Annotated in this window: 20 protein-coding genes, 2 pseudogenes and 3 CRISPR repeat arrays; of the genes and pseudogenes, 19 read left to right on the forward strand and 3 right to left on the reverse strand. The window is 70.1% G+C overall.

What is annotated here, in order from left to right; all coding sequences use genetic code 11:
- Positions 1-224 precede the first annotated feature (224 nt).
- The 4 genes and pseudogenes from AC068Z_RS40000 (at position 225) to AC068Z_RS40015 (ending at position 2,850) form a co-directional block, all read left to right on the forward strand.
- Positions 225-854, forward strand: coding sequence for a hypothetical protein (locus tag AC068Z_RS40000; protein ID WP_478567899.1), 630 nt, complete (start codon positions 225-227; stop codon positions 852-854).
- 145 nt (positions 855-999) lie between these two features.
- Positions 1,000-1,149 (forward strand): annotated as a pseudogene (gene fxlA, locus AC068Z_RS40005) (FxLD family lanthipeptide); the annotation flags it as partial.
- Between the two features lie 134 nt (positions 1,150-1,283).
- Positions 1,284-1,616 (forward strand): annotated as a pseudogene (locus tag AC068Z_RS40010) (lantibiotic dehydratase); the annotation flags it as partial.
- A gap of 15 nt (positions 1,617-1,631) precedes the next feature.
- A CRISPR array of direct repeats spans positions 1,632-2,027; the repeat unit is 29 nt; unit sequence GGGACCATCCCCGCGGGTGCGGGGAGCAG.
- 385 nt (positions 2,028-2,412) lie between these two features.
- Entirely contained in the window at positions 2,413-2,850 is a 438-nt protein-coding gene (locus tag AC068Z_RS40015) for a DUF4231 domain-containing protein (RefSeq protein WP_478567901.1), read from the forward strand.
- 358 nt (positions 2,851-3,208) lie between these two features.
- On the opposite strand, the gene AC068Z_RS40020 is transcribed toward AC068Z_RS40015, so the two are convergent.
- The gene (locus AC068Z_RS40020; RefSeq protein ID WP_478567904.1) at positions 3,209-4,804 is read right to left on the reverse strand and encodes an ISL3 family transposase; all 1,596 of its coding nucleotides are present in this window, start codon (positions 4,802-4,804) and stop codon (positions 3,209-3,211) included.
- A gap of 121 nt (positions 4,805-4,925) precedes the next feature.
- Positions 4,926-6,602: a CRISPR direct-repeat array (repeat unit 29 nt; unit sequence GGGACCATCCCCGCGGGTGCGGGGAGCAG).
- 205 nt (positions 6,603-6,807) lie between these two features.
- Here AC068Z_RS40020 and cas3 point away from each other — a divergent pair.
- From cas3 to AC068Z_RS40065, 9 genes are all read left to right on the forward strand, one after another.
- Positions 6,808-9,720, forward strand: a complete 2,913-nt coding sequence (gene cas3, locus AC068Z_RS40025; RefSeq protein ID WP_478568078.1) for a CRISPR-associated helicase Cas3' — start codon at positions 6,808-6,810, stop codon at positions 9,718-9,720.
- A 276-nt stretch (positions 9,721-9,996) separates the two neighbouring features.
- Positions 9,997-11,709 carry a type I-E CRISPR-associated protein Cse1/CasA gene (gene casA / locus AC068Z_RS40030; protein WP_478567907.1) on the forward strand — a complete coding sequence of 571 codons (1,713 nt, stop codon included), beginning with the start codon at positions 9,997-9,999 and terminating at the stop codon, positions 11,707-11,709.
- Complete coding sequence (casB, locus tag AC068Z_RS40035) at positions 11,706-12,428, forward strand: type I-E CRISPR-associated protein Cse2/CasB (RefSeq protein ID WP_478567910.1); 723 nt, start codon at positions 11,706-11,708, stop codon at positions 12,426-12,428. Before casA ends, casB begins: the two co-directional genes overlap by 4 nt.
- Positions 12,425-13,621 carry a type I-E CRISPR-associated protein Cas7/Cse4/CasC gene (gene cas7e, locus AC068Z_RS40040; RefSeq protein WP_478567913.1) on the forward strand — a complete coding sequence of 399 codons (1,197 nt, stop codon included), beginning with the start codon at positions 12,425-12,427 and terminating at the stop codon, positions 13,619-13,621. The genes casB and cas7e overlap by 4 nt, the downstream gene beginning before the upstream one ends.
- The gene (gene cas5e, locus AC068Z_RS40045; RefSeq protein WP_478567916.1) at positions 13,618-14,337 is read left to right on the forward strand and encodes a type I-E CRISPR-associated protein Cas5/CasD; all 720 of its coding nucleotides are present in this window, start codon (positions 13,618-13,620) and stop codon (positions 14,335-14,337) included. Before cas7e ends, cas5e begins: the two co-directional genes overlap by 4 nt.
- A complete protein-coding gene (cas6e, locus tag AC068Z_RS40050) occupies positions 14,337-15,107 on the forward strand; it encodes a type I-E CRISPR-associated protein Cas6/Cse3/CasE (protein WP_478567919.1) in 771 nt (256 codons plus the stop codon). The genes cas5e and cas6e overlap by 1 nt, the downstream gene beginning before the upstream one ends.
- Complete coding sequence (gene cas1e, locus AC068Z_RS40055) at positions 15,104-16,081, forward strand: type I-E CRISPR-associated endonuclease Cas1e (protein ID WP_478567922.1); 978 nt, start codon at positions 15,104-15,106, stop codon at positions 16,079-16,081. The genes cas6e and cas1e overlap by 4 nt, the downstream gene beginning before the upstream one ends.
- Positions 16,078-16,446: a type I-E CRISPR-associated endoribonuclease Cas2e gene (gene cas2e, locus AC068Z_RS40060; RefSeq protein WP_478567925.1), complete on the forward strand. Its 369-nt coding sequence runs from the start codon at positions 16,078-16,080 to the stop codon at positions 16,444-16,446. The genes cas1e and cas2e overlap by 4 nt, the downstream gene beginning before the upstream one ends.
- A gap of 89 nt (positions 16,447-16,535) precedes the next feature.
- Positions 16,536-17,967: direct repeats of the CRISPR family, unit length 29 nt; unit sequence GTGCTCCCCGCACCCGCGGGGATGGTCCC.
- A gap of 240 nt (positions 17,968-18,207) precedes the next feature.
- Positions 18,208-18,741: an NUDIX hydrolase gene (locus AC068Z_RS40065; RefSeq protein ID WP_478567928.1), complete on the forward strand. Its 534-nt coding sequence runs from the start codon at positions 18,208-18,210 to the stop codon at positions 18,739-18,741.
- A 705-nt stretch (positions 18,742-19,446) separates the two neighbouring features.
- On the opposite strand, the gene AC068Z_RS40070 is transcribed toward AC068Z_RS40065, so the two are convergent.
- Together AC068Z_RS40070 and AC068Z_RS40075 are read right to left on the reverse strand one after the other, a co-directional pair.
- Positions 19,447-19,677 carry a DUF397 domain-containing protein gene (locus AC068Z_RS40070; protein WP_478567931.1) on the reverse strand — a complete coding sequence of 77 codons (231 nt, stop codon included), beginning with the start codon at positions 19,675-19,677 and terminating at the stop codon, positions 19,447-19,449.
- Positions 19,678-20,550, reverse strand: a complete 873-nt coding sequence (locus AC068Z_RS40075; RefSeq protein ID WP_478567934.1) for a helix-turn-helix domain-containing protein — start codon at positions 20,548-20,550, stop codon at positions 19,678-19,680.
- A gap of 265 nt (positions 20,551-20,815) precedes the next feature.
- Here AC068Z_RS40075 and AC068Z_RS40080 point away from each other — a divergent pair, with 265 nt between their 5' ends.
- From AC068Z_RS40080 to AC068Z_RS40105, 6 genes are all read left to right on the forward strand, one after another.
- Positions 20,816-21,301 carry an ATP-binding protein gene (locus AC068Z_RS40080; protein ID WP_478567937.1) on the forward strand — a complete coding sequence of 162 codons (486 nt, stop codon included), beginning with the start codon at positions 20,816-20,818 and terminating at the stop codon, positions 21,299-21,301.
- A 241-nt stretch (positions 21,302-21,542) separates the two neighbouring features.
- Positions 21,543-22,859, forward strand: coding sequence for a UDP-N-acetylglucosamine 1-carboxyvinyltransferase (locus AC068Z_RS40085; RefSeq protein ID WP_478567940.1), 1,317 nt, complete (start codon positions 21,543-21,545; stop codon positions 22,857-22,859).
- Entirely contained in the window at positions 22,856-24,088 is a 1,233-nt protein-coding gene (locus AC068Z_RS40090; protein WP_478567942.1) for a metallophosphoesterase, read from the forward strand. The genes AC068Z_RS40085 and AC068Z_RS40090 overlap by 4 nt, the downstream gene beginning before the upstream one ends.
- On the forward strand, positions 24,085-24,624 hold the full coding sequence (gene dcd / locus AC068Z_RS40095; RefSeq protein WP_478567945.1) for a dCTP deaminase: 540 nt from the start codon (positions 24,085-24,087) through the stop codon (positions 24,622-24,624). Before AC068Z_RS40090 ends, dcd begins: the two co-directional genes overlap by 4 nt.
- Entirely contained in the window at positions 24,621-25,157 is a 537-nt protein-coding gene (locus AC068Z_RS40100) for a dCTP deaminase (protein ID WP_478567948.1), read from the forward strand. The genes dcd and AC068Z_RS40100 overlap by 4 nt, the downstream gene beginning before the upstream one ends.
- Positions 25,154-26,275 carry a glycosyltransferase family 4 protein gene (locus tag AC068Z_RS40105; protein WP_478567950.1) on the forward strand — a complete coding sequence of 374 codons (1,122 nt, stop codon included), beginning with the start codon at positions 25,154-25,156 and terminating at the stop codon, positions 26,273-26,275. The genes AC068Z_RS40100 and AC068Z_RS40105 overlap by 4 nt, the downstream gene beginning before the upstream one ends.
- Positions 26,276-26,388: the final 113 nt, after the last annotated feature.

The raw sequence follows: 26,388 nt of genomic DNA on the forward strand, positions 1-26,388 counted from the left end.
CACCCCCTCGGCCTTTGCCGGCCTCACCGGCCGTGAACGGCTGATGCTCCAACTCACCGACCAGGTCGCACAGATCATCGAGCGCTCCGCCGCCGAAAACGGTGCCGCGATGCGGACCAGACACCAGAACCCGGGCGGCCGCAGGGCGCCCGTACCCAGTGGGCTTCCGCCAGACAACACCTGGCCGCACGTCCAACACACCACCCCTGAAGGGAACTGACCTCATGACTCCGCCCCCGCCCCGGCCCGAGTCCGGCCATGCCGCCGACACCCCGGACGTCTACCTGCTGTTCGCGCACGAGCCGTACTTCCCCGGCCCCGAAACCCAGGAGATCAACACCACCGTGGTGGCCGCGGGCTCACTGCTTCATCCGCAGGTGCGCCAGCCCGACGGCGCCCGCATCCACGACCTCCTCACCCGCAGGCGCCAGCCCGGTGAGATCGTCCCGCTCGCCACCCTCACCCACGAACTCAACGGCGGCGCCCTGTGGCCGCACGTCGGTGACTGGGAAGGCGTCATCACCGACGTCGTGCACCTCGTCCGCGACGGAGCGTGCGACGCCCTCAGCCTGGGCCTGCCCGCTCTCGAACGCTCCCTGCTGTGCACCGGACCCCACCGGCTTGTCTCCGTCCGCGACGCCGCGACCGGCCAGATCACCGTCTACGGGCCGTCCGACCGCCGCAAGGTGCTGGCCCGCATCGACATCTTCCTCACCCGCCTGGTGACCGAGCAGCCGCTGTGGCCCGGCGAGCACCTGCTGCCCCCGCTCAGCCCGCACCCCCACCCAAGCACCCAGGAAAACCTGTCCCCGGTCACCGGCGGGGACGACGAGGCCGGCCAGGACCGGCCCTAACACCACGTGCCGTGGGTGGGGTTCCACTGTCTTCATTGCCGTGCTGCCGCCGCGGGAGAACCTTCAGCAGGTCCCACGAACTTCGCCGCATCCCACGCGGAGTCGACGCCGCCCTTATCGGCGGAGCCGCGCGGCCGGCGGCCATACCGAAAAGCGTCCGCAGGCGACCGGAATGCCGGACGGCTTCGACCTGGACGTCGCTCCGGTCGAAATCGCCGACCTGGCAGGCCTGGTCAACCTGACCGACGCCAACTGCGGGGCCACCTGCGGCGCCTGCACCACCAACGTCGCCTGAACCGCACATCAGGTCACTGCGGTCTGGTGCCGCCGCGTCCCGGCACGGCGGCACTGGCTCCCGCCCCTCGCCTTCGGAGGTTCACAGTGATTGCTCCGCCGCCCGCAGCGTTCCGAGCCACCTCCACTGCTCTCGTGCGCGCCGTAGCCCGGCCGTCGTTGCCGCCTTGGTGCCCTGCCCTCGATGACCGATCGCCTGGTGCTCCGTCTGCCGGGGCGGCCTGGCTGCGTACCGTCTGGGCGAACCATGACGTTGCCGAGGCACTGCACCACTCCAGTCCCGTCTTGGCCGCGCAGGTCCTGGCCCTGTGTACGGCCGAGCGTCCTCCCCGGTGGCAGGTGCGGCGGGCGGCGCCGTCCGTGATCCGCTACCTGCTGCGGGCCCAGCATCAGGCCACCCCTATTGGCCTGTTCGCTGGTGTGGCCACCGCAGCGTTCGGCCCGCAAGCGCGTGCCGACTGGGGCGAGGAGGACCTGGCCGTCTGGACCATCCCCGCGGGTGCGGGGAGCAGCGCCGAGAAGGGCGCGCCCTGGGGCAAGGTACCGGGACCATCCCCGCGGATGCGGGGAGCAGGCGCCCGCGCCCGTGGTCACCGTGTACGTGCCGGGACCATCCCCGCGGGTGCGGGGAGCAGGAACAGGCCGCAGGCCAGGGCCGGTTGGAGGCGGGACCATCCCCGCGGGTGCGGGGAGCAGGACGCCGAGCGCGCCGGTGAACACGGAGGCACGGGACCATCCCCGCGGGTGCGGGGAGCAGTTCACCCGGCCCCACAGCGTGCTGAGACCCAGGGGACCATCCCCGCGGGTGCGGGGAGCAGCCGCGAAGGACCGCGGCGACATTGCTGGCGTCGGGACCACCCCCGCGGGTGCGGGGAGCAGACGTTCTCGCCCGTGTGTCGGCGGCCAGTGGGAGATCCCCGCGTACGGCCAGCTCGATTCCCCACCCAATAGTCACGCTCGGTAGTCCCTCCCTGGCCAGCCTTCGTCGTCGGCATCGGCGAAAAGACGGCCTCCGCTATGTAGCGACGAAGCTTGCACGAAGCAGATCGCCTCTCCATCCGGGGCTGCAATGGGCAGGTGGACCTTGCATGGCGGAGGCTTCGCCGGTCCTCGATAGTTCGGCTGCCGATCGGCGACTCTGTGGAACCGAGCAGTCGCTAGGCAGTGTCTGACGTAGGGAGTCGCAAGGTGACGACGGGTTGCTTTGGGGGCGGACAGAGTGCAGCCAGCTGGCGAATTGAGCGCAGGCCTCAGCCCGGAGGAGGTGGCTGCTCTCCTGCTGGGCAAGATTCGTCGAGGCGACGACTACGCCGATAGGAGGAAGCAGCAGTTCCGCCGGCTCGCTTCAGTGATCAAGATGGTGACGCTGGCACTGTCCGCGGCGTCTACCATCATCCTGGGCCTGCAAAGCCTCAACACGTGGGCCGGTCTTGCCTTTGCTCTGGTGGCCCTAGGGACGTTGCTGGGGGCCGTCGAGCCGTTCTTCAACTGGCGTTCCCGATGGGTGCTGATGGAGGAGACGCAGTACCGATTCCGACGTCTGGCCGATGACTTGGAATACCTCGTGGCATCAACAGCTCCCGGCAATCTGACGCACGATCAAGTCAACGCCATTTTCCTTAGCTATCAGGATATTTGGGATGATTTGTGCCGCGTGTGGCTAGAGCAACGCCGGGAACCAGTGTCGTCGCGCGGCGCTTGAGGCAGCCGCTGCCGGACGCAGGCGGGGCCGCCATGGATGTGCAGGGTCGATCTGACCAACCGCAGGGCCGACGGTGGGCAGCGTTCGTTCGGGCACCGGACCCAGACACGGCATGCGCCATCCTGACCCCGGACCTGTACGCCGACATCGAGGTGTACCAACCGGCAGTTCGGTGGGCAGCCGTCATGACCGAGGGCTCCCAGGCCGACGCCACCGGCGTGACGTCACGCTTTGTAGACGAAGTGGCCGCCAGCGAGGAATTGAAGTGGCCACGCTGGGGAGCTGAAGTGGCCGCAGGCGGGGAAATTTAACGGTTCTGATCCACTTCCTGTGGGGCGGTGGCGGAGGGTGACGGTGCTCAGTCTGCGAGGAGGATTTGGCGTCGGAGGAGGTCGAATCCGGCCCGGCCGTACCCGTCCCTTTTGATCCGCTTCACCCTGTTGACGTTGCCCTCGACCTTGCCCGAGCTCCACTCCAGGGTGAGTCCTGCGGTGACGGCGCCGAAGTCCTGCCGCAGGCCACGGGCCAGACTCCGTAGCGGCTTCAGCCCGGTGTTCTCGGCGCGGGTGAGCCAGTCGTCGAGTTCGCTGCCTCGGCGCTCGGTCATCATCCGGGCGAAGTCGCGCACGCAGTCGGCGACAGCATCCAGCTCCGGGCAGCGGGCCAGGAGTTGCTTGCGCCTGAGCGCGTTGCTCTCGTCGATCTTGTCGGGGTGCGCGGTGATCAGCCAGGTGGCCTTCCGGACGGTCAGCTCCTTGGGCTTCTCGGGTGCGGGCTTGCCGCTGGCGCGGATCTGTTCCAGGTGACGGCGGACAGTCCGCTTGCTGCCGAGGTAGCCGAGCCCGGTGATCTCCGCGTGAAGCCGTGCCGCGTCCGTGCAGCCCTCGTTCCACCGCCGGTACAGATAGGACGAATAGGCGTTGATCTGGCCGTAGCGGCGGGAGCCGGTGCCAAGGGATGCGTCCTCGGGGGTGGCGGCGTGCGCGTAGCGGCGCACGGTCTTGCGGTCGAGCCCAAGGGTCTTGGCGATCACCTCGATCTGCACGCCCTTGTCGTACAGGGCATGCACCGCGGCATGGCGCTCGCGTCGCTTGATTGCGCGCAGCCCTTCCACGGGCTCTTCTGGTACGTCGTCGGCGGCCGGGCCGGCCTTCACAGCGGCGGGGTTATCGGTGCTCGTGTCCCCGGCGGGCTCGGTCAGGCACGTGCGGTGCTGGGCGACGCACTTCTCGACGGCTTCGCACAGGTTCTTCCAGAGGTGGTACCTGTCCGCGACCTGCGTGGCGTCGGGGCAAATGGTGCGGACGGCTTCGGCGTAGGCGCTAGCTCGGTCTCTGCACACGATCTCGGCCCCGGGATGGGCGCGCAGCCAGGCGGTGAGCGTCTCCGAGGTGCGGTCGGGCAACACGTCCACACGCTCACCGGTCTCCACGTCCAAGATGATCGTGCCGTACACGTGGCCCTTCTTGAACGCGAAATCATCCACGCCCATCACTCGCGGGGCGACTGAGGACTGTTTGTCCGGGAGCCTGCGCACCATCCTGATCAGCGAGTTCGCACTGACGGGGACCGACAGGTGCGCGGCCAGCCGGGCCGCCGGACGTCCCGCGAGTGCCAGTGCTATCCGCTCCAACGTCCGACGGAGTACGGGAGTGCGGCGCGCGAACCGCTCGGTGAGCCCGTCTATCTGCTCGACGAACGTACGGCGTGCGCACGGCGCCGCCTGGCACAGGAACCGCCGCACCGCCAGGTCGATCACGACCTTCCGCCCAGCCACCGCCAGGTCGGCCAGCCGTCGCCGATACCCGCCGTGGACACGGCCAGACAGCGTGCCGCACCCGGGGCAGGCAGCCTCCCGGGTCACCGTACGCGCCGTGAGCGCCACCCCGCCATCGTCGACGAGGACCTGTTCCACCATCACCGACGCCAGATGAGGGAAGGCCACCGAGAGCATGCTGCAATCACACGAACAGGCATTCTTCCAGCAGCTCGTGACGCCACGTCATCACCCCACAGGAAGTGGATCAGAACCAATTTAACTGGCCGCTGTCACCCGTGGAGATTTTCCAGACCAGGGGACCATCCCCGCGGGTGCGGGGAGCAGGGCGCCGGGTATCTCCCGCGCCTCGCGCAGTGGGGACCATCCCCGCGGGTGCGGGGAGCAGCCCCGCCACGCCTCCCCGACCGTGTGGGTGTCGGGACCATCCCCGCGGGTGGGGGGAGCAGATCGGCAGGGCCTCGTCGGCGTGCCGGGTGGCGGGACCATCCCCGCGGGTGCGGGGAGCAGGCTTCCTCGCGCGTGACGCCGGACCCGGACCCGGGACCATCCCAGCGGGTGCGGGGAGCAGGACGCCGCCGAGCTGACCGCGGCCGTGCAGGCGGGACCATCCCCGCGGGTGCGGGGAGCAGGGCTCGGGCCCCGGCAGCGCCGTCGACCTCACGGGACCATCCCCGCGGGTGCGGGGAGCAGCGCGCACAGTGCCGGCTTCCGCATCTTGCTCAGGGACCATCCCCGCGGGTGCGGGGAGCAGCCTGACGAGCAGGACGCCTACGACCCGGCGCCGGGACCATCCCCGCGGGTGCGGGGAGCAGCCCCCGACTCCACCGACTGAACCGCCCGGAGCGGGACCATCCCCGCGGGTGCGGGGAGCAGGACCGAGGTCAGGCCAAGCTGATCGCGACCGCGGGACCATCCCCGCGGGTGCGGGGAGCAGAATGACACCGCCCAGCCCCCGGCGAGAAACGGGGGACCATCCCCGCGGGTGCGGGGAGCAGAGGCCAAGGACGTCCAGCAGGTGGCGGCAGTCGGGACCATCCCCGCGGGTGCGGGGAGCAGCTGTTCGTGCAGGGCGGTCAGATCACGACGACGGGGACCATCCCCGCGGGTGCGGGGAGCAGCCGGGTCGGGCAAGTCCTACTGGGAGAAGTGGGGGACCATCCCCGCGGGTGCGGGGAGCAGGCCGGGACCGTCGACATCGACTCCCCCGGGGAGGGACCATCCCCGCGGGTGCGGGGAGCAGCGAAGGACGTCGTCGTCGCCCAGGCCCGCATGGGGACCATCCCCGCGGGTGCGGGGAGCAGAGCTCGGGCCGGCACGGGCCCGCCATGGTCCAGGGACCATCCCCGCGGGTGCGGGGAGCAGACCCCCGCGTGGGCGTCCGCGCAGCTGCTCACGGGACCATCCCCGCGGGTGCGGGGAGCAGAGGGCCTGGGGTTCATCGCCCGCAGCATCGTCGGGACCATCCCCGCGGGTGCGGGGAGCAGAGGTGCGCTCGAAGCCCCACGGGCCGCAGCAGGGGACCATCCCCGCGGGTGCGGGGAGCAGACCGTGCGCGCCGGAAAGATCCTCCGCGCGTTGGGACCATCCCCGCGGGTGCGGGGAGCAGTCTGCAAGTGCGGATGCGGACAGCGCACCCGCGGGACCATCCCCGCGGGTGCGGGGAGCAGAACCCACGGCTCGTCGGTGATCGCGGGCTGCGGGGACCATCCCCGCGGGTGCGGGGAGCAGTTCTTCGCGGGCACGGCGCGGTAGGTGCGGCCGGGACCATCCCCGCGGGTGCGGGGAGCAGAGGCGCGGCAGGCCACTCGCGAAGTAGCCCCGGGGACCATCCCCGCGGGTGCGGGGAGCAGGAGCAAGGGGAAGCCCGACGCAGTGATCGATGGGGACCATCCCCGCGGGTGCGGGGAGCAGACGAGCCCGGCGTCCCCCACACTTGGCAAGCAGGGACCATCCCCGCGGGTGCGGGGAGCACCTCCTTGACCTGCGTGTCAGTCCGTGGAGACTGCTGGTTTTACCCACTTATGCAGATCGCTGCATAACGGGCATTTCATGCGCTTGGCCGTGTTTTGCATTGGGGGAGCCTGGTCTGCCGGGCGGGTGGGTGCGTGTTGTGGGCGTGAGTGCTCAGTTTGTTGATTCTGGCGTGTGAGCGCGTGTTTCGCCTGTATGAGTTTTCCATGGCTTTTGGGGGGAGTGCCCGGAGCGGTCTGGTGAGTTTGCTGGGGGAGGCTGCTCGGGCTGTGTGGGCGAAGCATGACCGGGATGCTGACGGCTGGTTGCCGTTGTGGCGGCACATGGAGGACTCGGCTGCGGTGGCCGGGCTGTTATGGGACCGGTGGCTGCCCGCGTCGGTCCGGAGGCTGGTCGCTGAGGCGTTGCCCGGTGGTGAGGAGGACGCGCGGGCTCTGGCGGTGTGGCTTGCGGGCGTGCACGACATCGGCAAGGCGACGCCGGCCTTCGCCTGCCAGGTGCCTCTGCTCGCGGACGCGATGCGTGATCACGGGCTGGCGATGGCGTCCTGTGAGGCGCTGGGTGCGGACCGGCGGCTTGCGCCGCACGGACTTGCCGGGCAGGTGCTGTTGGGGGAGTGGCTGGAGGACCGCCACGGCTGGGCGCCCGCCCGGTGCGGGCAGTTCACGGTCGCGGTCGGCGGGCATCATGGTCTGCCGCCGGAGCACGGGCAGATCAAGGCCCTCTACCAGCATGAGGAGTTGCTCCGCACCCCCGGCCCGAGCAGTAGTGCGTGGTTACGGGTCCAGGGGGAACTCCTCGACGCGTGCGCCGCCCGGTTCGATGTGGACCGGCGTTTTGCGCGCTGGCGGAGCGTGGTGCTTCCGCAGCCCGTCCAGGTGCTCCTCACCGCTCTGGTGATCGTCAGTGACTGGGTCGCGAGCAACCCCGACCTCTTCCCCTACTTCCCTGACGCGGCCTGTGCCGGCGACGAACAGCGCCTGGCCGCCGCCTGGCAGGGCCTCGACCTTCCTGCACCATGGCGTGCCGGGGTGCCGGGCGAGGACGTGGCCGCCCTGTTCCGCGGTCGGTTCGGTCTGCCGGATGGTGCGAAGCCGCGTCCGGTGCAGGAAGCGGCGGTGGCGCTCGCCCGGGAGATGGACGCGCCGGGTCTGATGGTGGTGGAAGCGCCGATGGGGGAGGGGAAGACGGAGGCCGCGCTGGCGGTGGCGGAGATCTTCGCCGCGCGTGCTGGTGCCGGCGGGGTGTTCTTCGCGCTGCCCACCATGGCCACCGGGAACGCCATGTTCCCCCGTCTGCTGGACTGGCTGGACCGGCTGCCCGCACCGGACGGTGCGCGGTACTCGGTGCATCTGGCTCATTCCAAGGCGGCGCTCAACGATCGTTACGTGGGGCTGATGGCGGACGGCGGGCGGGTCGCCGCCGTCGACCTGGACGGCGCCGCCGCTGCGGCGGGCGGGAAGGATCCGGGTGCCGGGGCGGGGCCGGAGCTGGTCGTGCATGCGTGGCTGCACGGCCGGAAGAAGGCCATGCTGGCTTCCTTCGTGGCGGGCACGATCGATCAGCTGCTGTTCGCTGGTTTGAAGAGCCGCCATCTGGCGCTGCGTCATCTGGCCGTTGCGGGCAAGGTCGTCGTGATCGACGAGGCGCACGCCTACGACACCTACATGAATGTGTACCTGGACCGGGTGCTGTCCTGGCTCGGCGCCTACAAAGTGCCGGTGGTGGTGCTGTCGGCGACCCTTCCTGCCTCCCGTCGGCAGGAGCTGATCGAGGCGTATGCGGGCGCTTTGGGGAAGGCGGTTGAGGAGATCGCCGAGACGGGTGCGTACCCGCTGCTGACGGCTGTCGCTCCGGGCGGGGAACCGGTCGTGCGCTGCCCGCCGGCCTCGGCTCGCGCCACCAACGTGCACGTCGAAGCACTGGCCGACGGCGTGGATGTGCTCGCCGACCGGCTGGAGAGCGAACTCGCCGGCGGGGGCTGCGCCCTGGTGGTGCGCAACACCGTCAGACGCGTCCTGGAGACCGCGCGCGAGCTGCGCCGCAGGTTCGGCGACGCCGACGTCAGCGTGGCCCACTCCTGTTTCGTCGACCTCGATCGCGCGGAGAAGGACAGGAGCCTGCTCACGCGCTTCGGCCCGCCGGGCGAGCACAGCCAGCGGCCGCCGGGCCGTCACATCGTCGTCGCCAGTCAGGTCGCCGAGCAGTCCCTGGACGTCGACTTCGACCTGCTGGTCAGCGACCTGTGCCCGGTCGATCTCCTGCTCCAGCGCATGGGCCGCCTGCACCGCCACCAGCGCGGTGCCGGCCAGAGCCTGCGGCCTGAACGGCTGCGGCAGGCGCGCTGCCTGCTCACCGGCGCCGACTGGACCACGCCCGTACCGGCCCCGGTGCGCGGCTCGCTGGCCGTGTACGGGCGCTACACCCTGCTCAGGTCGGCCGCCGTGCTGCTCGCACACCTGGAGGGCGGCCCTGCCCGGCCGGTACGCCTGCCTGCGGACATCGACGTCCTCGTGCAGGGCGCCTACGGCGACGGGCAGGTCGGCCCCGAGCACTGGCAGGAGACACTCGCACACGCCCGCAAGCAGCTCGACAGGCAGCGAGCAGAACAAGAAGAGCGTGCCGCCGTGTTCCGCCTGGGCGCCGTCGGACGGCCGGGACGGCCGCTGTTCGGCTGGCTGGCAGCCGGCGTGGGAGAAGCCGACGACACCCGCGCCGGGCGGGCCCAGGTCCGCGACAGCAGGGAGAGCCTGGAAGTCGTCGTCGTCCAGCGCCGCGCCGACGGAAGCCTCGCCACGCTGCCCTGGCTGAAGGAAGACAGCAAAGGCCGCCCACGCGGCGGGATCGAACTGCCTCAGCACGCCGCACCGGCGCGGTTCGCAGCCCGCGCTGCGGCAAGCAGCGGGCTGCGCCTTCCCCTGCAGTTCTCCAACCCCCAGACCATGGACCGTGCCATCGCGGAGCTGGAGCAGCTTTATGTGCGGGCCTGGCAGGGCAAGGACAGCCCCTGGCTGTCCGACCAGCTGATTCTCACGCTCGACGAGGACTGTCAGACCCGGCTGGCAGGCTTTGTTCTCCGGTACAGCCCCTTGGACGGGCTGGAGGTGAGCGCTGAGTGAATCCGCAGACAGTTCAGGCACGCGCTGTACCCCGCAGAGGCGGGCGGCAGCGGTTCGCTGTGCCGGGAGATCCGCTGTTCCCGCATTCGCCGTCCGCCCCGATGGGCAGCGGGTGCAGCTCGTCCCGGGCCAGGCCGTCACCCCGCACCCCGCACGGTTCGTATGACGGGCACTTCGCCGGTCAACTGTGACCAGATGCCTGCCCTCACCCCGCTCACTCGGAGATGACGTGTGACAGACCAACCTGGGACCGGCTTAGCTGAGGTCTCCTTCGATTTGACCAGCGAGCCCTGGATCGGTGTGCTGCACGGCGACGGGCGGGAGTTGGAGCTGTCGCTGCGGCAAGTCTTCGAAAAGGCCCACGAGTTGCGGGGCCTTGCCGGTGAGCTGCCGACGGTGGAGTTCGCTCTGCTGCGTCTGCTGCTGGCCATTGCGCACGACGCGTTCGACGGTCCGCGGGAGATGGAGGACTGGGCGGATCTGTGGGAGGACCCGGAGTGCTTCGCGCCGGTGCTGTCCTATCTGGACGCCCACCGGGACCGCTTCGACCTGTGCCATCCCGAGCGGCCCTTCCTGCAGAGTGCGGGCCTGCGTTCGGCGAAGGGGGAGGTGTTCTCCCTGAACCGGATCGTCGCGGACGTTCCCGCCGGTGAGCCGTTCTTCAGCGCCCGGATGCCGGACGTGGGGCGGCTGACGTTCGCCGAGGCCGCCCGCTGGGTCGTCCACGTCCATGCCTGGGACACCTCCGGCATCAAGACCGGCATGGCCGGTGATGACCGGGTCAAGGGCGGCAAGGTGTACCCGCTGGGCACGGGCTGGGCGGGCGGGCTGGGGGGTGTGTTCGTCGAGGGGGACACGCTGCGCGAGACGCTGCTGCTGAATCTGCCGTCCGCCGACACCGAGGAACTGGACTTCGCCGCAGGCGACCTGCCGGCGTGGCGGCATTCTCCGTGCGGTCCGGGCCCGCAGGGGCGGACTCCCGCGGGTCTGCGGGACCTGTACACGTGGCAGTCGCGGCGGGTGCTGCTGCACCACGACGCCGACGGCGTGCACGGTGTCGTCCTCGGCTACGGCGACCCTCTTCCTGCCCGGAACATGCACCGCCGTGAGCCGATGACCGCGTGGCGGCGCAGCACAGTGCAGGAGAAGAAACTCGGGCAGTCGCCGGTGTACCTGCCGCGCTCTCACGATCCTGCCCGCGCTGCCTGGCGGGGCATCGCCTCGCTGGTGGCCGACCGTGCGGAGGCCGGCAGCGGTGAGGAAGCGGCGCCGTATCTGCGGCCCGGGATCCTGGAGTGGGTGGCCCGCCTGATCACCGAGGGACAGGTGAGCCGCACGTTCCTGGTCCGCGCCCGGACCGTGGGCGTCTCCTACGGAACGCAGCAGTCGGTGATCGACGAAGTGGTCGCGGACCGGCTGACGATGCCGGTGGTGCTGCTTCACCGGCACGACCGCACCTGCGCAACCCAGGCGATGGCCGCGGCCGAGGACGCCGACCGGGCGGTGCGGGCTCTGGGCGACCTGGCCGCGGATCTGGCCCGGGCGGGCGGCAGAGCGCAGGACGGGCCGAAGGAAGCGGCGCGGACGGCGGGCTTCGACGCGCTGGAGGAGCCCTACCGTCTGTGGCTGGCCGCCCTCGCGCAGGCCGGCGACCCCTTCGTACACCGTGCGGCCTGGCAGGAGCAGGCGTATCGCATCGTCGCTGGTCTGGGGGGCCGCCTGATCGACGCCGCAGGTGAGCAGGCGTGGCAGGGCCGCACCGTCACCACCAGCCAGGGCACCACCCTGTGGCTGAACGCCGGCCTCGCGGACCGCTGGTTTCACGGCCGTCTGGCCAAAGCCCTGCCCAGCGCGACGCGTCCTGCGGCAGGCTCCAGCACCGCCCCGCCCCCGGCACCGGACACCGGCGAGAGCCCGCTGCCCGGCCCCCGCGGCGCAGCAGACAGCCCCCTCCCGCACTCCCGACCCCCTGCGAAGGCACACTCATGACCAGTCCCGCCTCTGCGGCCGTCGCGTCGTTCCCGGTCCGGGAACGGGTTGCCGGCCTTGCCTCATCGCTCATCCGGCCCTGGCAGGAGGGCTACCTCAGCGACCGGCCCCCGGCGGTCGCCGCCCTGGCCCGCCTGCGCCGCGGCGCAGGCCATGACGCGGCTGCGATGCCCGACCTGTGGGGCCTGGTCGACACCGGCCCCCTGCACACCGCCGGCCCGGACGTGCGGCCGCTGGGCGAGGTGGAACTGACCCGCGCGGAGAACGCGGTCTATGCCGCCCTGACCCTGTGGGCGTTCCACCAGCAGTCCCGCGGCACCGGCATGCACCGCCGCCACACCCCGTCCCAACCGGCAGGGCTGGGCGCCGCGGTGCGCCGGCTGATGCCGGCGGACGGAATCGACGAGCCCGTCCGCAAACGCCTGGTCCGCGCCGGCCACGCACCCGACCTCACCGCCGTCACCCAGCGGCTGCGCGACCTGGTGGCGCTCCTGCGCCGCGAGGACATCCCACTCGACTACGGGCTGCTCGCCGGGCAGCTCTACACCTGGCAGTGGCCCGACGGGCCCGCCGCGGTCCGTCGCCAGTGGGGCCGTTCCTTCCACGCCGCACCCCCGGCAGCCGCCGCGCAGCCGGCCGCCGGCCTCCCGCAGTCCACGGACTCGGACCCCGGCACCGTGCATTCCCGCACCCCGCACACCGACAAGGACGCTTCGTGACCCGCATCTTCTTGGACCTGCACGCCCTGCAGACGGTCCCGCCCAGCAACCTTAACCGCGACGACACCGGCGCACCGAAGACGGCCGTCTACGGCGGCGTTCCCCGCGCCCGCGTCTCCAGCCAGGCATGGAAGCGCGCCATCCGCACCTACTTCCGTGACGAGCACCTCCTCGAGCCGAGTGAACTCGGCGTGCGGACCAAGAAGATCGTGGAACTCCTCGCCGACCGCATCGAGGGCCTGGACGATGCGGTCAGCCGTGAGCGGGCGCTGCAGCTCGCCGACGAAACGGTGAAAGCCGCCGGTCTGAAGACGGAGATCCCCAAGCGGAAAGCAGACCAGGCGAAGAAGGACGGCGAGGCGGAGCCCGCCCCACAGAGCAAATACCTCGTCTTCCTCAGCTCCCGCCAACTCGACGGACTGGCCCGCCTCGCCCTCGACGGCGCCGCCGACATCACCGCCCACCTCAAGGACAAGGACAACAAGGCGCGCGCCAAGGAGATCGCGGACACCCGCCACTCCGTGGACATCGCCCTGTTCGGCCGCATGGTCGCCGACGCCGCGGACATCAGCGTCGACGCCGCCGTCCAGGTCGCTCACGCCCTCAGCGTCCACCGCGTCGACAACGAGGCCGACTACTACACGGCCGTCGACGACGAGAACACCGACGAGGAAACCGGCGCCGGCATGATCGGCACCATCGAGTTCAACTCCGCCACCCTCTACCGCTATGCGGCGCTCTGCGTGCACCAGCTCGCCGAGAACCTCGGGCAGGGCCTGCGCGAGGACGAATCCCGCACCCAGCCGGTACGCCGGGCCGTCGAGGCGTTCGTGCACAGCTTCATCGCCTCCCTGCCGACGGGAAAGATCAACACATTCGGGCACCACACGCAGCCCGACGCCGTCGTCGTCAAACTCCGTACCAGTCGGCCCCTCAGCTACGTCGGGGCGTTCGAGGACCCCGTCCGCAGCGACGGCGGGGGACATGTGCGCGACGCCTGCGACCGGCTCGCCGCCTACGCTCAGGACGCCGAACGCGCGTACGGCGCCGCGGACACCACCCCCGCCTGGATCCTGCGGATCGGCCCCGGCACGCAGAAGCTTGCCGCTCTGGGCACCGAGACCGACACCCTCGCCGATCTCGTCCATGCTGTGGGCCAGGCGGTCGCCGAGCGTCTGGAGAAGCCCGCATGAGCGTGCTCAGCCTCCGCCTGGCAGGCCCCCTGCAGTCCTGGGGGGCCTCCTCCCGCTTCACCCGCCGCACCACCGAATCCGCACCCACCAAAAGCGCGGTGGTCGGTCTCCTCGCTGCCGCAGCCGGCATCCAGCGCGGCGACGACCGTGCTCTGGCCCCGCTCGCAGGCTTGCGCTTCGCCGTCCGCATCGACCAGCCCGGCACCCGCATCCGCGACTTCCACACCGCCCACCACCCGGTGTCGGGCGCGTCCATGCCGCTCTCAGAACGCTTCTACCTCGCCGATGCCGTCTTCGTTGCCGCACTGGAGGGTGACCATGCGCTGCTGGCGTCCCTGCACGCCGCCCTGCAAAACCCGGTGTATCCGCCGTTCCTCGGCCGCCGCTCCTGCCCGCCCGCAGGGCCGGTAGAACTCGCTCTGCACGAGGACGGCCATCTGGACGACGTGCTGGCGAGCCTGCCCTGGCAGGCTTCCGCCTGGTACCGCAGGCGTCACCCGCCGCAGACCCTGACCGTGCTGTGCGAGGCGGCTCCAGGGCAGGCCGTCACGGACGCGGACACGGTGCGGGACCAGCCCGTCAGCTTCGACGCCGCCCACCGGCGGCACCGGCTGCGGCCCGTGCTCACCACCACCGTCCCCACACCCCTCGCCGCCGGTGCCCATCAGGCGGGCGTGCATGAACCGTTCGACGTTTTCGAGGAAGAGAGCGCCTGATGTTCATCTCCCGCTTCCGCGTGAACGCGGCCCGGCCCGGCGCCCGGCGCCTGCTCTCCTCGCCCCAGACCCTCCACGCGGCCGTCATGTCGGCGTTCCCGCACATCCTGCCCTCCGACCGGCCCGCCCCCGACAGCCCGCGGGTGCTGTGGCGCCTGGACCAGCGCGGGCCTGCCGAGATCATGCTCTTCATCGTCAGCCCCACCCGCCCGGACCTGACCCACCTCGTCGAACAGGCAGGCTGGCCCGCCCTCGCCACCCCCGACGAACCAGGCTGGCAGACCCGCCCCTACACCCCCTTCCTCGACCGGCTCACCCCCGGCACCCCGTGGGGATTCAGACTGACCGCCAACCCCGTCCACACCATCCGCCGCAAGGAAGGCGAACCCCGCAAACTCACCGCCCACCTCACCCCCGTCCACCAGATGAACTGGCTCCTGGACGACCAGCGCCTGGCACGCCTCGGCTTCCGCATCCTGGAGAAACCGGCCGAACAGCGTGTCCTGCCCGCAGGCACCACCCAGCACAAACACCCCCACCACGGCGACCGCTACGAACTCGCCGTCCGCGACAGCCGGTCGCTGAACTTCAGCAAACGCCAGGGCGGACCCGTCACCCTCCTGACCGTCACCTTCGAAGGACGCCTCAAAGTCACCGACGCCGACGCCATGCGCCGCACCCTCACCCAGGGAATCGGCCGCGGCCGCGCCTACGGCTGCGGCCTGCTCACCCTCGCCCCCCTCACCCCCACCCTCCCCAGCGCCGTATGACGACCCCGGCCAGCCGGCCCGCACTCACCCCACGACACCTGACCCGCACCGCGGAACGCCTGTCATTCATCTACCTCGAACGCTGCACCGTCCACCGCGACGCCAACGCCATCACCGCCCAGGACGCCGAAGGCACCACCCACATCCCCGCAGCCACCATCGGCACCCTGCTCCTCGGCCCCGGCACCCGCATCACCCACCAGGCCATGAGTGTCCTCGGCGAAACCGGCGCCGCCGTCTGCTGGGTCGGAGAACGCGGCGTGCGCTACTACGCCTCCGGCCGGGCCCTCACCCGCTCTTCGGCCCTCATGGAAGCCCAGGCCCACCAATGGGCCAACCCCCGCACCCGCCTGGCCGTCGCCCGCGCCATGTACCACCAGCGCTTCCCCGGCGAAGACTCATCCGGACTCACCCGGCGAGAACTCCTGGGCAGCGAGGGAAAACGGATGAAGGACTGCTACCGCGCCGAGTCCGCCCGCACCGGCGTCCCCTGGCGCGGACGCCGCTACACCCCCGGCGACTACTCCAGCGGCGACCCCGTCAACCAGGCCATCACTGCAGCCGCCCAGTGCATGTACGGGATCGCACACGCCGTCGTCACCTCCCTGGGCTGCAGCCCCGCCCTCGGCTTCGTCCACTCCGGCCACGAACTCTCCTTCGTCCTGGACATCGCAGACCTCTACAAGACCGAAACCGGCATCCCCATCGCCTTCGACACCGCCGCCGAAAGCAACCAGGACATCGGCCCCCGCACCCGCCGCGCCCTGCGCGACCGCATCAACGAAACCTCCCTCCTCGACCGCTGCGTCAACGACATCAAACGACTCCTCCTCCCACCCGACCACGCCGCCCTGACCACCAGCGGAGAAGACCGGGACGTGGTGACCCTGCAGAGCGACGGCGGACAGCACCTGCCCTCCGGCTTCAACCACCACGGACCTGACGGCCACACGGACACGGAGTTGACCTGGTGACCGTCATCGTCCTCACCAACTGCCCCGCCGGCCTGCGCGGCTTCCTCACCCGATGGCTCCTGGAAAACTCCGCAGGCGTCTTCATCGGCAACCCCTCCGCCCGCGTCCGCGACCTCCTCTGGGAAGAAGTCCGCCGCCACGCCGGCCAAGGCCGCGCACTCCTCGCACACACCACCAACAACGAACAGGGCTACACCTTCCGCACCCACGACCACGCCTGGCACCCCATCGACCACGAAGGCGTCACGCTGATCCGCCGACCGGATCCCGAAGCCCACGCCCAAAGAGACAGAACAAGCCTCGACCCGACCCCGCAGCCGGGCTGGAGCCGCGCCTCCAAACGCCGACGCTTCGGACGGAAATAACCACAGAGAGTGGAATGGGCAATATGTCGAGAACGGTGAAAGTAGTCGAGAAGCACACCAGCCGCTGATAAAGCCGCAGTTCAGGAAGAGTGCTCCCCGCACCCGCGGGGATGGTCCCCCGGCACTCACAGAGGGACCACCACCATGACGGTGCTCCCCGCACCCGCGGGGATGGTCCCGCCGCATCGACAGCCTGTCGTCCCTGGTGCGTGTGCTCCCCGCACCCGCGGGGATGGTCCCGGCGCGGAGGGCATCACCCAGGGCGACGACCTGTGCTCCCCGCACCCGCGGGGATGGTCCCGCACCCTGCGCGTAGGCGTACCCGCTCATCGGGTGCTCCCCGCACCCGCGGGGATGGTCCCTCCGAGCCGAACTCCTCACCCACTACCGACAGGTGCTCCCCGCACCCGCGGGGATGGTCCCGCGCAGTCCGGGACGTCGTGGCGGCTGTGGCTGTGCTCCCCGCACCCGCGGGGATGGTCCCCTCGTCCACCTTCAGACGGGCCACGACGTCGAGTGCTCCCCGCACCCGCGGGGATGGTCCCCTGTTCCTGCCGATGCAGGACCCGGCCCTGTTGTGCTCCCCGCACCCGCGGGGATGGTCCCGATGGCGGTTTCGTTTCAGTTCGTACTACGGTGTGCTCCCCGCACCCGCGGGGATGGTCCCCCCCCGGACCCGGCTGCTCTCTCCCCCCTGGGGTGCTCCCCGCACCCGCGGGGATGGTCCCGCCCGCATGAAGCTGCACGTCGACACGGTCAAGTGCTCCCCGCACCCGCGGGGATGGTCCCGTCATCCAGCGCAAGGCCGGCACGGTCTCCTAGGGCTCCCCGCACCCGCGGGGATGGTCCCCCATCAAGCCGGTACGCGCTGACACGCCACCAGTGCTCCCCGCACCCGCGGGGATGGTCCCGTCGCCGAGGGCTACTCCGACGTCGCCTACAAGTGCTCCCCGCACCCGCGGGGATGGTCCCCAGTCGGGGGAGACGTGCTCGAGGCCGTCGACGTGCTCCCCGCACCCGCGGGGATGGTCCCGTGCTGCCGGAACCGGCGAACGGGTCGACGACGTGCTCCCCGCACCCGCGGGGATGGTCCCCACTCTGCCGTGGTGGTGCGCGGCCGCCCGCAGTGCTCCCCGCACCCGCGGGGATGGCCCCCGGTACCGCCCGGGCCGCGCCTGCGGTTCGTGGTGCTCCCCGCACCCGCGGGGATGGTCCCCACCCCCACATCGCAGACAGCGTGCTGAAGATGTGCTCCCCGCACCCGCGGGGATGGTCCCGAGTACGACCGGCTGCGGCTGCGGAACCTCGAGTTTTCCCCGCACCCGCGGGGATGGTCCCGTGGAGCACCAGCCGTCCATGTTCTTGGAGATGTGCTCCCCGCACCCGCGGGGATGGTCCCTCCGCGCCGGCGTCGCCATCACCGAAAGCGGCGTGCTCCCCGCATCCGCGGGGATGGTCCCGACCCTCCGCACCATGCCGCACAGCCGCCCGGGTGCTCCCCGCACCTGCGGGGATGGTCCCGTCCAGTACCCCCATGTCGCAATGATCATGCTGTCCAACGGGCTCTTGTAGGGCTCACCGACTTCACCGTGGTCCAGGTTCAGGTCAGGGTGCACGCCAATCGACCGCGCAGCGTTGCTTCCTGGACGGCAGCACGGGTTGCAGATGGAGTATTTCGTCAATGTGACGCGAGGAGTGCTGAATGGCCGCCTGCCTTCGCGGCGTCTGCGATCCTGGAGGCCGATCGAGAGGGGCCCGCATGTGGAGTGGAAGACCCACGGTGAGCGGCAGATCTACACCAACAGGTGGGTCAACCTGTGTCTGGTCGATGTCCAGCAGCCTGACGGGCGCAGGTGGGAGTACCACGTCGTTCGCCTCCGGCACCTAGCCGTAACCGCCGTGGTGAGTGACCGTCAAGAGGTGCTGATGATGTGGCGGCACCGCTTCATCACGGACTCGTGGGCCTGGGAGTTGCCCATGGGCCTGGTCGAGGAAGGCGAGACTCCCGAGGAGGCTGCCTCCCGCGAAGTCCTGGAGGAAACCGGCTGGCGTCCTGGTGCTATCAAGCCGCTGATCTATGCCGAGCCGGCCAACGGCATTACTGACTCGCAGCACCACGTCTTCCGCGTCGACGGCGCCACCTACGCCGGACCGCCCACCGAGAAGAACGAGTCCGACCGCATCGAGTGGATTCCCCTCTCGGAGATCCGGGGCATGATCGACCGCCGCGAGATCCTGAGCAGCGGATCGCTCGTCGGCCTGCTCTACCTGCTCATGGACGAAGCGGTCCGCTGACCAGCGGGAGGAGTTCCCGCAGTCGTGCATCGAAGGCCAGGGCTACCGGCTCGTGCCTGTGGGTGGCAACTGGTCGTAGAACTCCATCAGATGGCCTGTGACGCGTTCGGAGACGCCCTGCCAGTGCAGATGCCAGGGTCTGGGTGGGGCCGAGTAGAGCGGGTGCTGACAGGCAGGGGGATCAGTCGGCGGCCCGTGGCGGACGGTCCACGCCCGCCCTGCAGGCTCTGCCGTCCGCAACCGCTGGGCCGCCGTATCCTCCCGGTCGTTTGCGGGCGTCAGAGGCGGCCATCCAGAGGGGTGAGGTCGTACGCCTTGCAACATGGTTGGCGCGCGTACCAGTTCAGGTACGTGCCCGGACCGGAACTTGCGTCTTGTGCCGTCAACAACCGCATGCCATGTGTGAACGTTTGATGCCAGGCACACCAGCCGTGCTGCTGGGCGGCCGAGAGAGGGTTGGCCGTCATGACGCCTCCGAGGGAAGTCGGTACCCGCCCTGCCCCAACGCGGCAGCGAGAGGAGAAGCGAGGGGGACGACGAAGGTGTTTGATGGGTAGCCGGCTTGGCGGCGAGATCCAGCCTGGTGTGTGGGCTTCGCCTGTTGTGTCCTTGGGATCTGCGAAGATGACGGCGGCGGCCGACCTCACTAACGCTGGGGTCGGCCGCCTTTCGTTCGCGACCGTGTCACATCACGGCCGGTGTCGCTCAGGCCAGGTGGTCGAAGGCGCCGGCCTTGGCTCCGGCGAGCATCGCGGCGATCTCGTCTCGCGTGTAGACGAGGGGGGTCTGCTCGGGTCGCTTGGAGTCGCGCATGGCGATCAGGTCGCCGAGCACGCCGAACTCCACGCAGTTGTCGTTGCCCCCGCTGAACGGGCTCTTCTCCCAGGTGACGCCGGAGAAGTCCAGTTCAGCGGGGTTGGGCTTGGTGTTGCTCACTTACAGCTCCTTGAGCATGTCCTTGATACGGCTGCGGGTCTCGGGCGGGCCGAGGGCCGTGGCCCGCAGATGGTCGAAGACTTCGGTGTAGCGCCCCACATCGTCCGATCCCTCGAAGTACACCGAGTTGGTCAGATTCTCCACCCAGACCACGTCCGGGTTGGGCTCGGGGAAACCCATGAGCATGAACGACCCGTACAAGCCGGGATGGAACCCGGCGTCGAACGGTAGAAGCTGCAGGGTGACGTTCGTGCGGGGCTCGACGTCCAGCAGACGGTCGAGCTGTTCTTTCAGGACGGCCGGCTTCGACTCGATGCGGCGGAAGGCGGCCTCGTCGATGACCGCCCACAGCTTCGGGGCGTCTTCGCGGACCAGCAGGGACTGACGCTTCATGCGCACGTCCACCAGGTCCTGGATCTGCTTGGCGTCCAGGTCGACACGCATCGCGGTGATCACCTGGCGGGCGTACTCGGGGGTCTGTAGCAGTCCGGGGACCAGCTGCGGCTCGTAGGAGCGCAGAGCGGTCGCACTCTGCTCCAGCTCCAGGTAGCCGCCGTACTGAGTGGTGTTGATGACTGCGGAGTACTTGCGCCACCACTTCTGACGCTGTGCCTGATCTGCGCGGACCAGGTCCAAGATGTCTTCCCGGATGCCCGGGTCGGTGACGCCGTAGCAGTCGAGCAGGGCTTTCACCAGGACGGGGGAGGTGCCGCGGTCGCCGTTCATGATGCGGCTGAGTGAACCCTGGTTGACCTCGATGATGGCGCCGACTTCGGCCAGCGTCTTGCCGGAGTCGTCCTGCAATTCCTTCAGCCGGGCAGCGAGTTGACGTCGGTAGAGGGACTTGGGGGCGGGATTCCTCTTCCAGGCCATGGCGACAGTGTGGTCCTTGCCTGAGGCATGGGCAACCAATCTGGGGAATCTCTACTGGGCATATTGCCCAACGGAGTTGGCCTGGGGCACTCTGGCAAAGAGCTGCGAGGCGTGATGACTCATCGCGCTTCGTGTCATATGCCGTTGCCTTGCGCCGACTTCCCGGGGTGAATCGCCGCTCTGGGGGCCGACGTGCCGACCCACAGCCCGAGCCCGGCCCAACTCCTTGGCCGGCTGCCCGGATCTGTCGACTGGGGAGCACGCCATGCACGAAGCCCAGGCCCACACCGGACCTACCACTGTCACACCGCGCGCATCCTGCGGTTTCTACCTGGTGCACGACGGCGCCGGGTTCGCCTTGCACATGAGTGCGAGCCAGGAGCATCTGCACCAGATGCGGGCCGTCGTGTTCAAGACGGTCACTGGGGCGGGGATAGGTGAGGAGATCGCGGAGTCGGCCCAATTGGTGGCCAGCGAACTGGTCGGGAACGCCGTGCGGTTGTGCGGCCCGTGGGCCCCAGTGGTTGTCCAGGTCTTACCGCACGAGGGCCACGTGCTGGTCCAAGTCCACGACCCCGAGCCCGCGGCCCTGCCCGAGCGACGTGCTCAGGCCCCGGACTGTGCCGAGGCTGAGGCCGGGCGTGGCCTTTGGATTGTCGACGCGCTCGCCCCGGGATGGACTGTGAGACCGACGCCCGTCGGCAAGCAGATCACCTGCATCCTGTCCGCCCCGGCCGTCCTGAGCGTCTGACCGGTTTCCCGGCCCGCGGCGGCTTTCCTCGGGCTGCTCGCAGGGCCCGGGCCGCACGACCGCCCTCGGCGACCCGGGGAGGCGTGTGCGGCGGGCACCCCCTTCCTCCTCTTTGAGGGCGGTGCCGTTCGCGGTCCGGCCGCTGCTGTAACGCCGATGCCGGCGGCCGGACCGCCCTCTGAAGCACTGGCCTGACCAGCACCACCTTCAGTCCCACTCGCTCACGCCCTGGAGGTTCTTGATGGAGACTGCTCCCATCCGTGTAATCGGAGCGGACGCCGTCACCGTCCGTCCCGGCCGCCCGCTTGTCGGCACGGTCACAGTGGACGGCTCGAAGAACGCGGCCCTGCCGCTGCTGGCCGCCGCCGCGTCCCTTCGCCGCGCAGTGCACCTGTCCGGCGTCCCGGCCAGCGCCGACGTCCAGACGATGCTCGCTCTGCTCCAGCGGTGCGGATACCGCATCGCCCATCCGGTCGCCGAGCCCGCAGCCGTGCTAGTGCTGCCCCACGACGGCCCTGTTGAGGTGCCCGAGCTGGCGGACGCAGCCCGGATCAGGGCCTCCTACTACCTCGTGTCGCCCCTGCTGGCCGTCTGCGGGCAGGCCGCACTGCCCTGGCCGGGCGGCTGCCAGATCGGCGATCGCGGGATGGACCTGCACTTCACCGTGTATGCGGCGTTCGGTGACACCGTCCTGCTCGACGACGCCGGATACCGCGTACTTGCCGCCGCGCGGGCCCGCGACAAGGTCGCCCTGAAGCTGCCGTTCCGCTCGCGCGGAGCGAGCATCGCCGCGATGTGCCGGGCGGTTGCCTCGGGCAGCCGCCTGGAACTGCGCAACCCGAACCTGTCCCCGGAGACCACGAGCGTGCTCGCCGCCTTAGCGGCTGACGGGTGGGCGGCCCACGCCAGCAGCGAGAAGATCACACTGGACCCGCCGCCAGGCGTCCCGGCTGGCACGGCGGCCTGGACGGTCCCCGGAGACAAGACCGAGGCGGGCACGCTGGCCTGCGCAATCGCAGCGACCGGCGGCGAGGGCCGCATCGAGGGCGTCAACGGTCCGGACCTCAGGGTCCTTGCCAACCTGCTGGACCGGGCCGGAATCCCTGTCACACTCGCTCCCGACGCGATCACCATTCACCAGCCCCGCACGATCGGAGGCCGCCCACTACGGGCGAGCGCCTCGCTCGCCCCGGAAGGACTGGATGCCGACTTCGAGCCCGCCCTGATGGCCCTGGCCCTCACCCTTCCCGGCACCCACCTGTTCTCCGACGACATCAACCCCGGCCGCCACGGCAACCTCATCCCCCAGCTCGCCGCCCTCGGTGCCGTGATCGAAGAACTCTCGCCCACCCAGTGCCGCCTGACCGGCCCCCAGCGTCTCTGTGGTGCCGCCGTGAAGGCAACGGACATTCGCACTGGCTCCGCTCTGCTGATCGCCGCCCTGAACGCCCGCGGCACCACCACCATCAGCGGTCTCGACCAACTGCGTCGTGGCCACGCCGACCTGCCCGCCAAACTCCGCACACTCGGCGCCGATCTCACCGAGGCCCCACGATGACCAGGGCCTACGGCCAGATTGTGGCCACCACCGACGTTCACTCGAACCTCGACCAGGCCGCCAGTTTCCTCCCGTACCTACACGAACTCAGGTCGACCTCGCTGATCGCCGACTGCGGCGACTTCTTCGAGGGCTCCGGCTACTACCGGCTGGGCAACGGAGCCATCGAGCGGGAGATCCTGACCACGCTGTACGACGTCCTGGCCCCCGGCAACCACGGCTGGTCCCACTACTTCGAGCCCGGCCTGCGCGAGAAGACCGTGTGCGCCAACGCCGTCGACGACGGCACCGGCCGGCCGCTGTTCGGCCGCATGCGCCTCGCCAACGTCCACGGCAGCCGGGTCGCTGTCACCGCTGTGATGGGCCAGCAGGCCTTCCACACCATCCCCGCCCCCCAAAGGGCCGGACACCGCGTCACCGACCCAGCGAACGCCCTGCGGAAACTGATGCTGGAACACCACCACCAGGCGGATTCCTGGATAGTGCTCTCACACTCCGGCTTCAACGAGGACCTCAAGCTCGCTGTTGCCTGCCCGTTCGTCGACGTCATCTTTGCCGGCCACTGCCACAGTGACGCCAACGGCCCGGTCAACGTCGGCGACACACTCGTCGTCAAGGGCCGCGAACTCGCCTGCGGATACGCCGCCGCCGAACCCGTCGGCTCCGGATGGGCCGCCCGCACCGCCGCCTTCCCTGCCCCCGCCACGTTGCCGGACGACCTCGCCGCGCTGAAAGAGAAGATCGCCTTCACCGGCCGGATGCTCGCCGCCCGCCTCGGCACTGTCAACGAGCCCTACCGGTACACCGACCTCGACCGGCACCGGCTTCTCCAGGACGTCACGGACCGGCTCAACACGGGCCTCGGCGCCGACGCTGTCATCCTCAACGACACCACTCTGCGGCCCACCCGCCTCAGCGACGTGCTCACGCTCGGGGACCTGCTGGCCATCGAACCGTTCGACAACCAGCTCGTCCACGCCTTCCTCCCCGACGCGTACGCGAACGACCTGGACCAGCTGCTGACGCACCTGACCGAGCAGGTCGGGCCGCTGGCCGTCGCCCCTTGGCCGCTGCCGGTGGACATCCAGTCGGTGCTGACCACCGACTACCTCGCCGGCACCTATCTCGGCGGACGCACCCACCAGGCCGGCCTGCGCCTTGCCCAGGCCGTCCGCCGCACCCTCGCCACCTCACTGCCAGACCCTGAGAAGGAGGAAGTCGCCCGATGATCCTCACCGGACCTGAGATCACTCAAGCCGCCCACGACGGCCGCTTAACAATCAACCCGTTCGAACCAGGCCAGGTCAACCCCAACAGCTACAACGTCGGCCTCGGGCCCACCCTGTTGACCTACACCGCCGAGATCATCGACGCCCACCAGCCCAACCCCACCCAGGCGGTCGAGATCGGCGAGGGCGGGTACGTGCTTCAGCCCGGCGAGCTCTACCTCGGCCACACCCTCGAACAAGTCGGCTCGAACACCTTCGTCCCACTGCTGTTCGGCCGCTCCTCCGTCGGCCGGCTCGGCCTGTTCGTCGAGATCACCGCCCCTATCGGCGACATCGGCTTCCACGGCCAGTGGACCCTGATGCTCTCCCCGATCCGGCCCCTGAAGGTATACGCGGGCATGAAGATCGGGCAGATCATGTTCTTCGTCTCCACCGGCGACATCGACCTGTACGCGGGCAAGTACCAGCAGGCCAGCGGACCTCAGCCCTCCCGCTACTGGCGGGACGTCTCCCGCATCAGGGCGGTGGCCTCGTGATCCTCACCGGTTCCGCGATCGCCGCCGCCGTCGCGGCGGGCCAGATAACCATCGACCCTTTCGACCCTGCCCGCCTGTCCCCGAACGCCTACGACTGGCGGCTGGGCGACACCCTGCGGGTGTGCGACGGCGACCTCGACGCCGCCGCTCCCACCCCGTTCACCGAGCAGTGCCTCCCCACTGCAGGGTTGGTCCTTCAGCCCGGACTGCTCTACCTCGGCGTTACCCACGAACGGACCGGCTCCGAGGCGTTCGCGCAGATGCTCAACGGAGACCGCACGACCGGCTCCTTAGGCATCTGGGTGCACGTCTCCGCCCCGCTCGGTCACCAGGGCCACGCCATCCGCTGGACCCTGGAAATCCGCGTGGCCAAACCGGTCCGCGTCTACGCGGGCATGACCTTCGGCAAGCTCGTCTTCCTCACCGCCTTCGGCATCCCGGCCAGCTACCAGCAACAGATCGCCAAGTACGCGGCCACCGACGGCATTGACATCTCCCGCCTGTACGAAGAGATCGACGGAGCCAGCCGATGAACCCCCTGGTGAGACCCGTTCCTGGGCAACTGGTCGCGACCTTCCTGGACCTGCCTGCCGGAAGCCCCGGCGGCAGCGTCGAACTCTTCCTCGACCTCTACACCGGCGACCGGCCCTTCATCCCCGCACGCGCATTCATGCTCGCCCCCACAGGCCCCCGGCCCCGGCTCCCGGCCGGGCTTGATCTGCTGACCGTGGCAGGCAAGTGCCTGGAAGGATCGGCCTTCAGCCGATACGTCGCGGCCCTGCATCAGGAGCTCAGGCTGGCGATCGACCCATCCCAGATCGGCGTCCTGCACCTGCACCACCTCGCCTTCGGCGCCACCCCCGCATTGATCCGGGCCCTGCCCACACACCCGCGGATCGCACTCGTGCACGGCACCGACCTGATCTTCGCTGAGGCCCACCGCGACCAGCTTCAGGTCCTACGCGAGACCACACGGGCCTCCGACGCCATCGTGGTCCCCACCGGCGCGATGGCCGACCACCTGATGAAACTCGATCCCCAGACCGACCGCCGCAAGATCACCCACATCCCCTGGGGCATCCCCGATCACCTCCTCACCTCTCCGCCCGACCGGCCCGTTCGTACCTCGATGAGCCACCTGCGGCTGCTGTACGCGGGCCGGCTGACCGCCGAGAAGGGGGCCAAGGCCCTCATCCGCAGCCTGGCCCCGGTCCAGGGGGTTGAACTGTCGATCGCCGCCCCCAGGGCCCAGTTCCACGCGCTGGCCCCACTGCTGCAACAGACAGGGGTGCGGGCCCGCTATCTGGGATGGCTCCGCCGCCCCCAGCTGTGGAAAGCATTCACCGAGCACGACGTGCTCGTCATGCCGTCCACCACCCTGGAAGCCATGGGCCTGGTAGCTCTGGAAGCCCAAGCCTGCGGGCTGCCCGTCCTCTACCAGCCCGTGCCCGGCCTCAGCGAAGCCTTGGCCGCCTCCGGGGTGGCCACGGACTTCACCCACTCCGCCGCCCTCGCCCGCGACCTTGACCGGCTGCAGACCTCCCCCGGCTTGCTGTCCGCGCTGCGGCAGACGGGCTACGCGAACGCCGCCCGCTTTCCCCTCTCAGCGACCGCCCAGGCGCTGACCGCCCTCGGCCACCAGCTCACCTGACACTGCCCTCCGAGGCCGTCCCCTGGCGGCTGCTAGACCTCTAGGTACCTGGCCACGGCATGGGATAGGCCGCTCGGTCTGGCACCCTCGCGAGCAAGGCGACGACACCGGAG

The organism is Streptomyces sp. NPDC043726, from assembly GCF_056436565.1.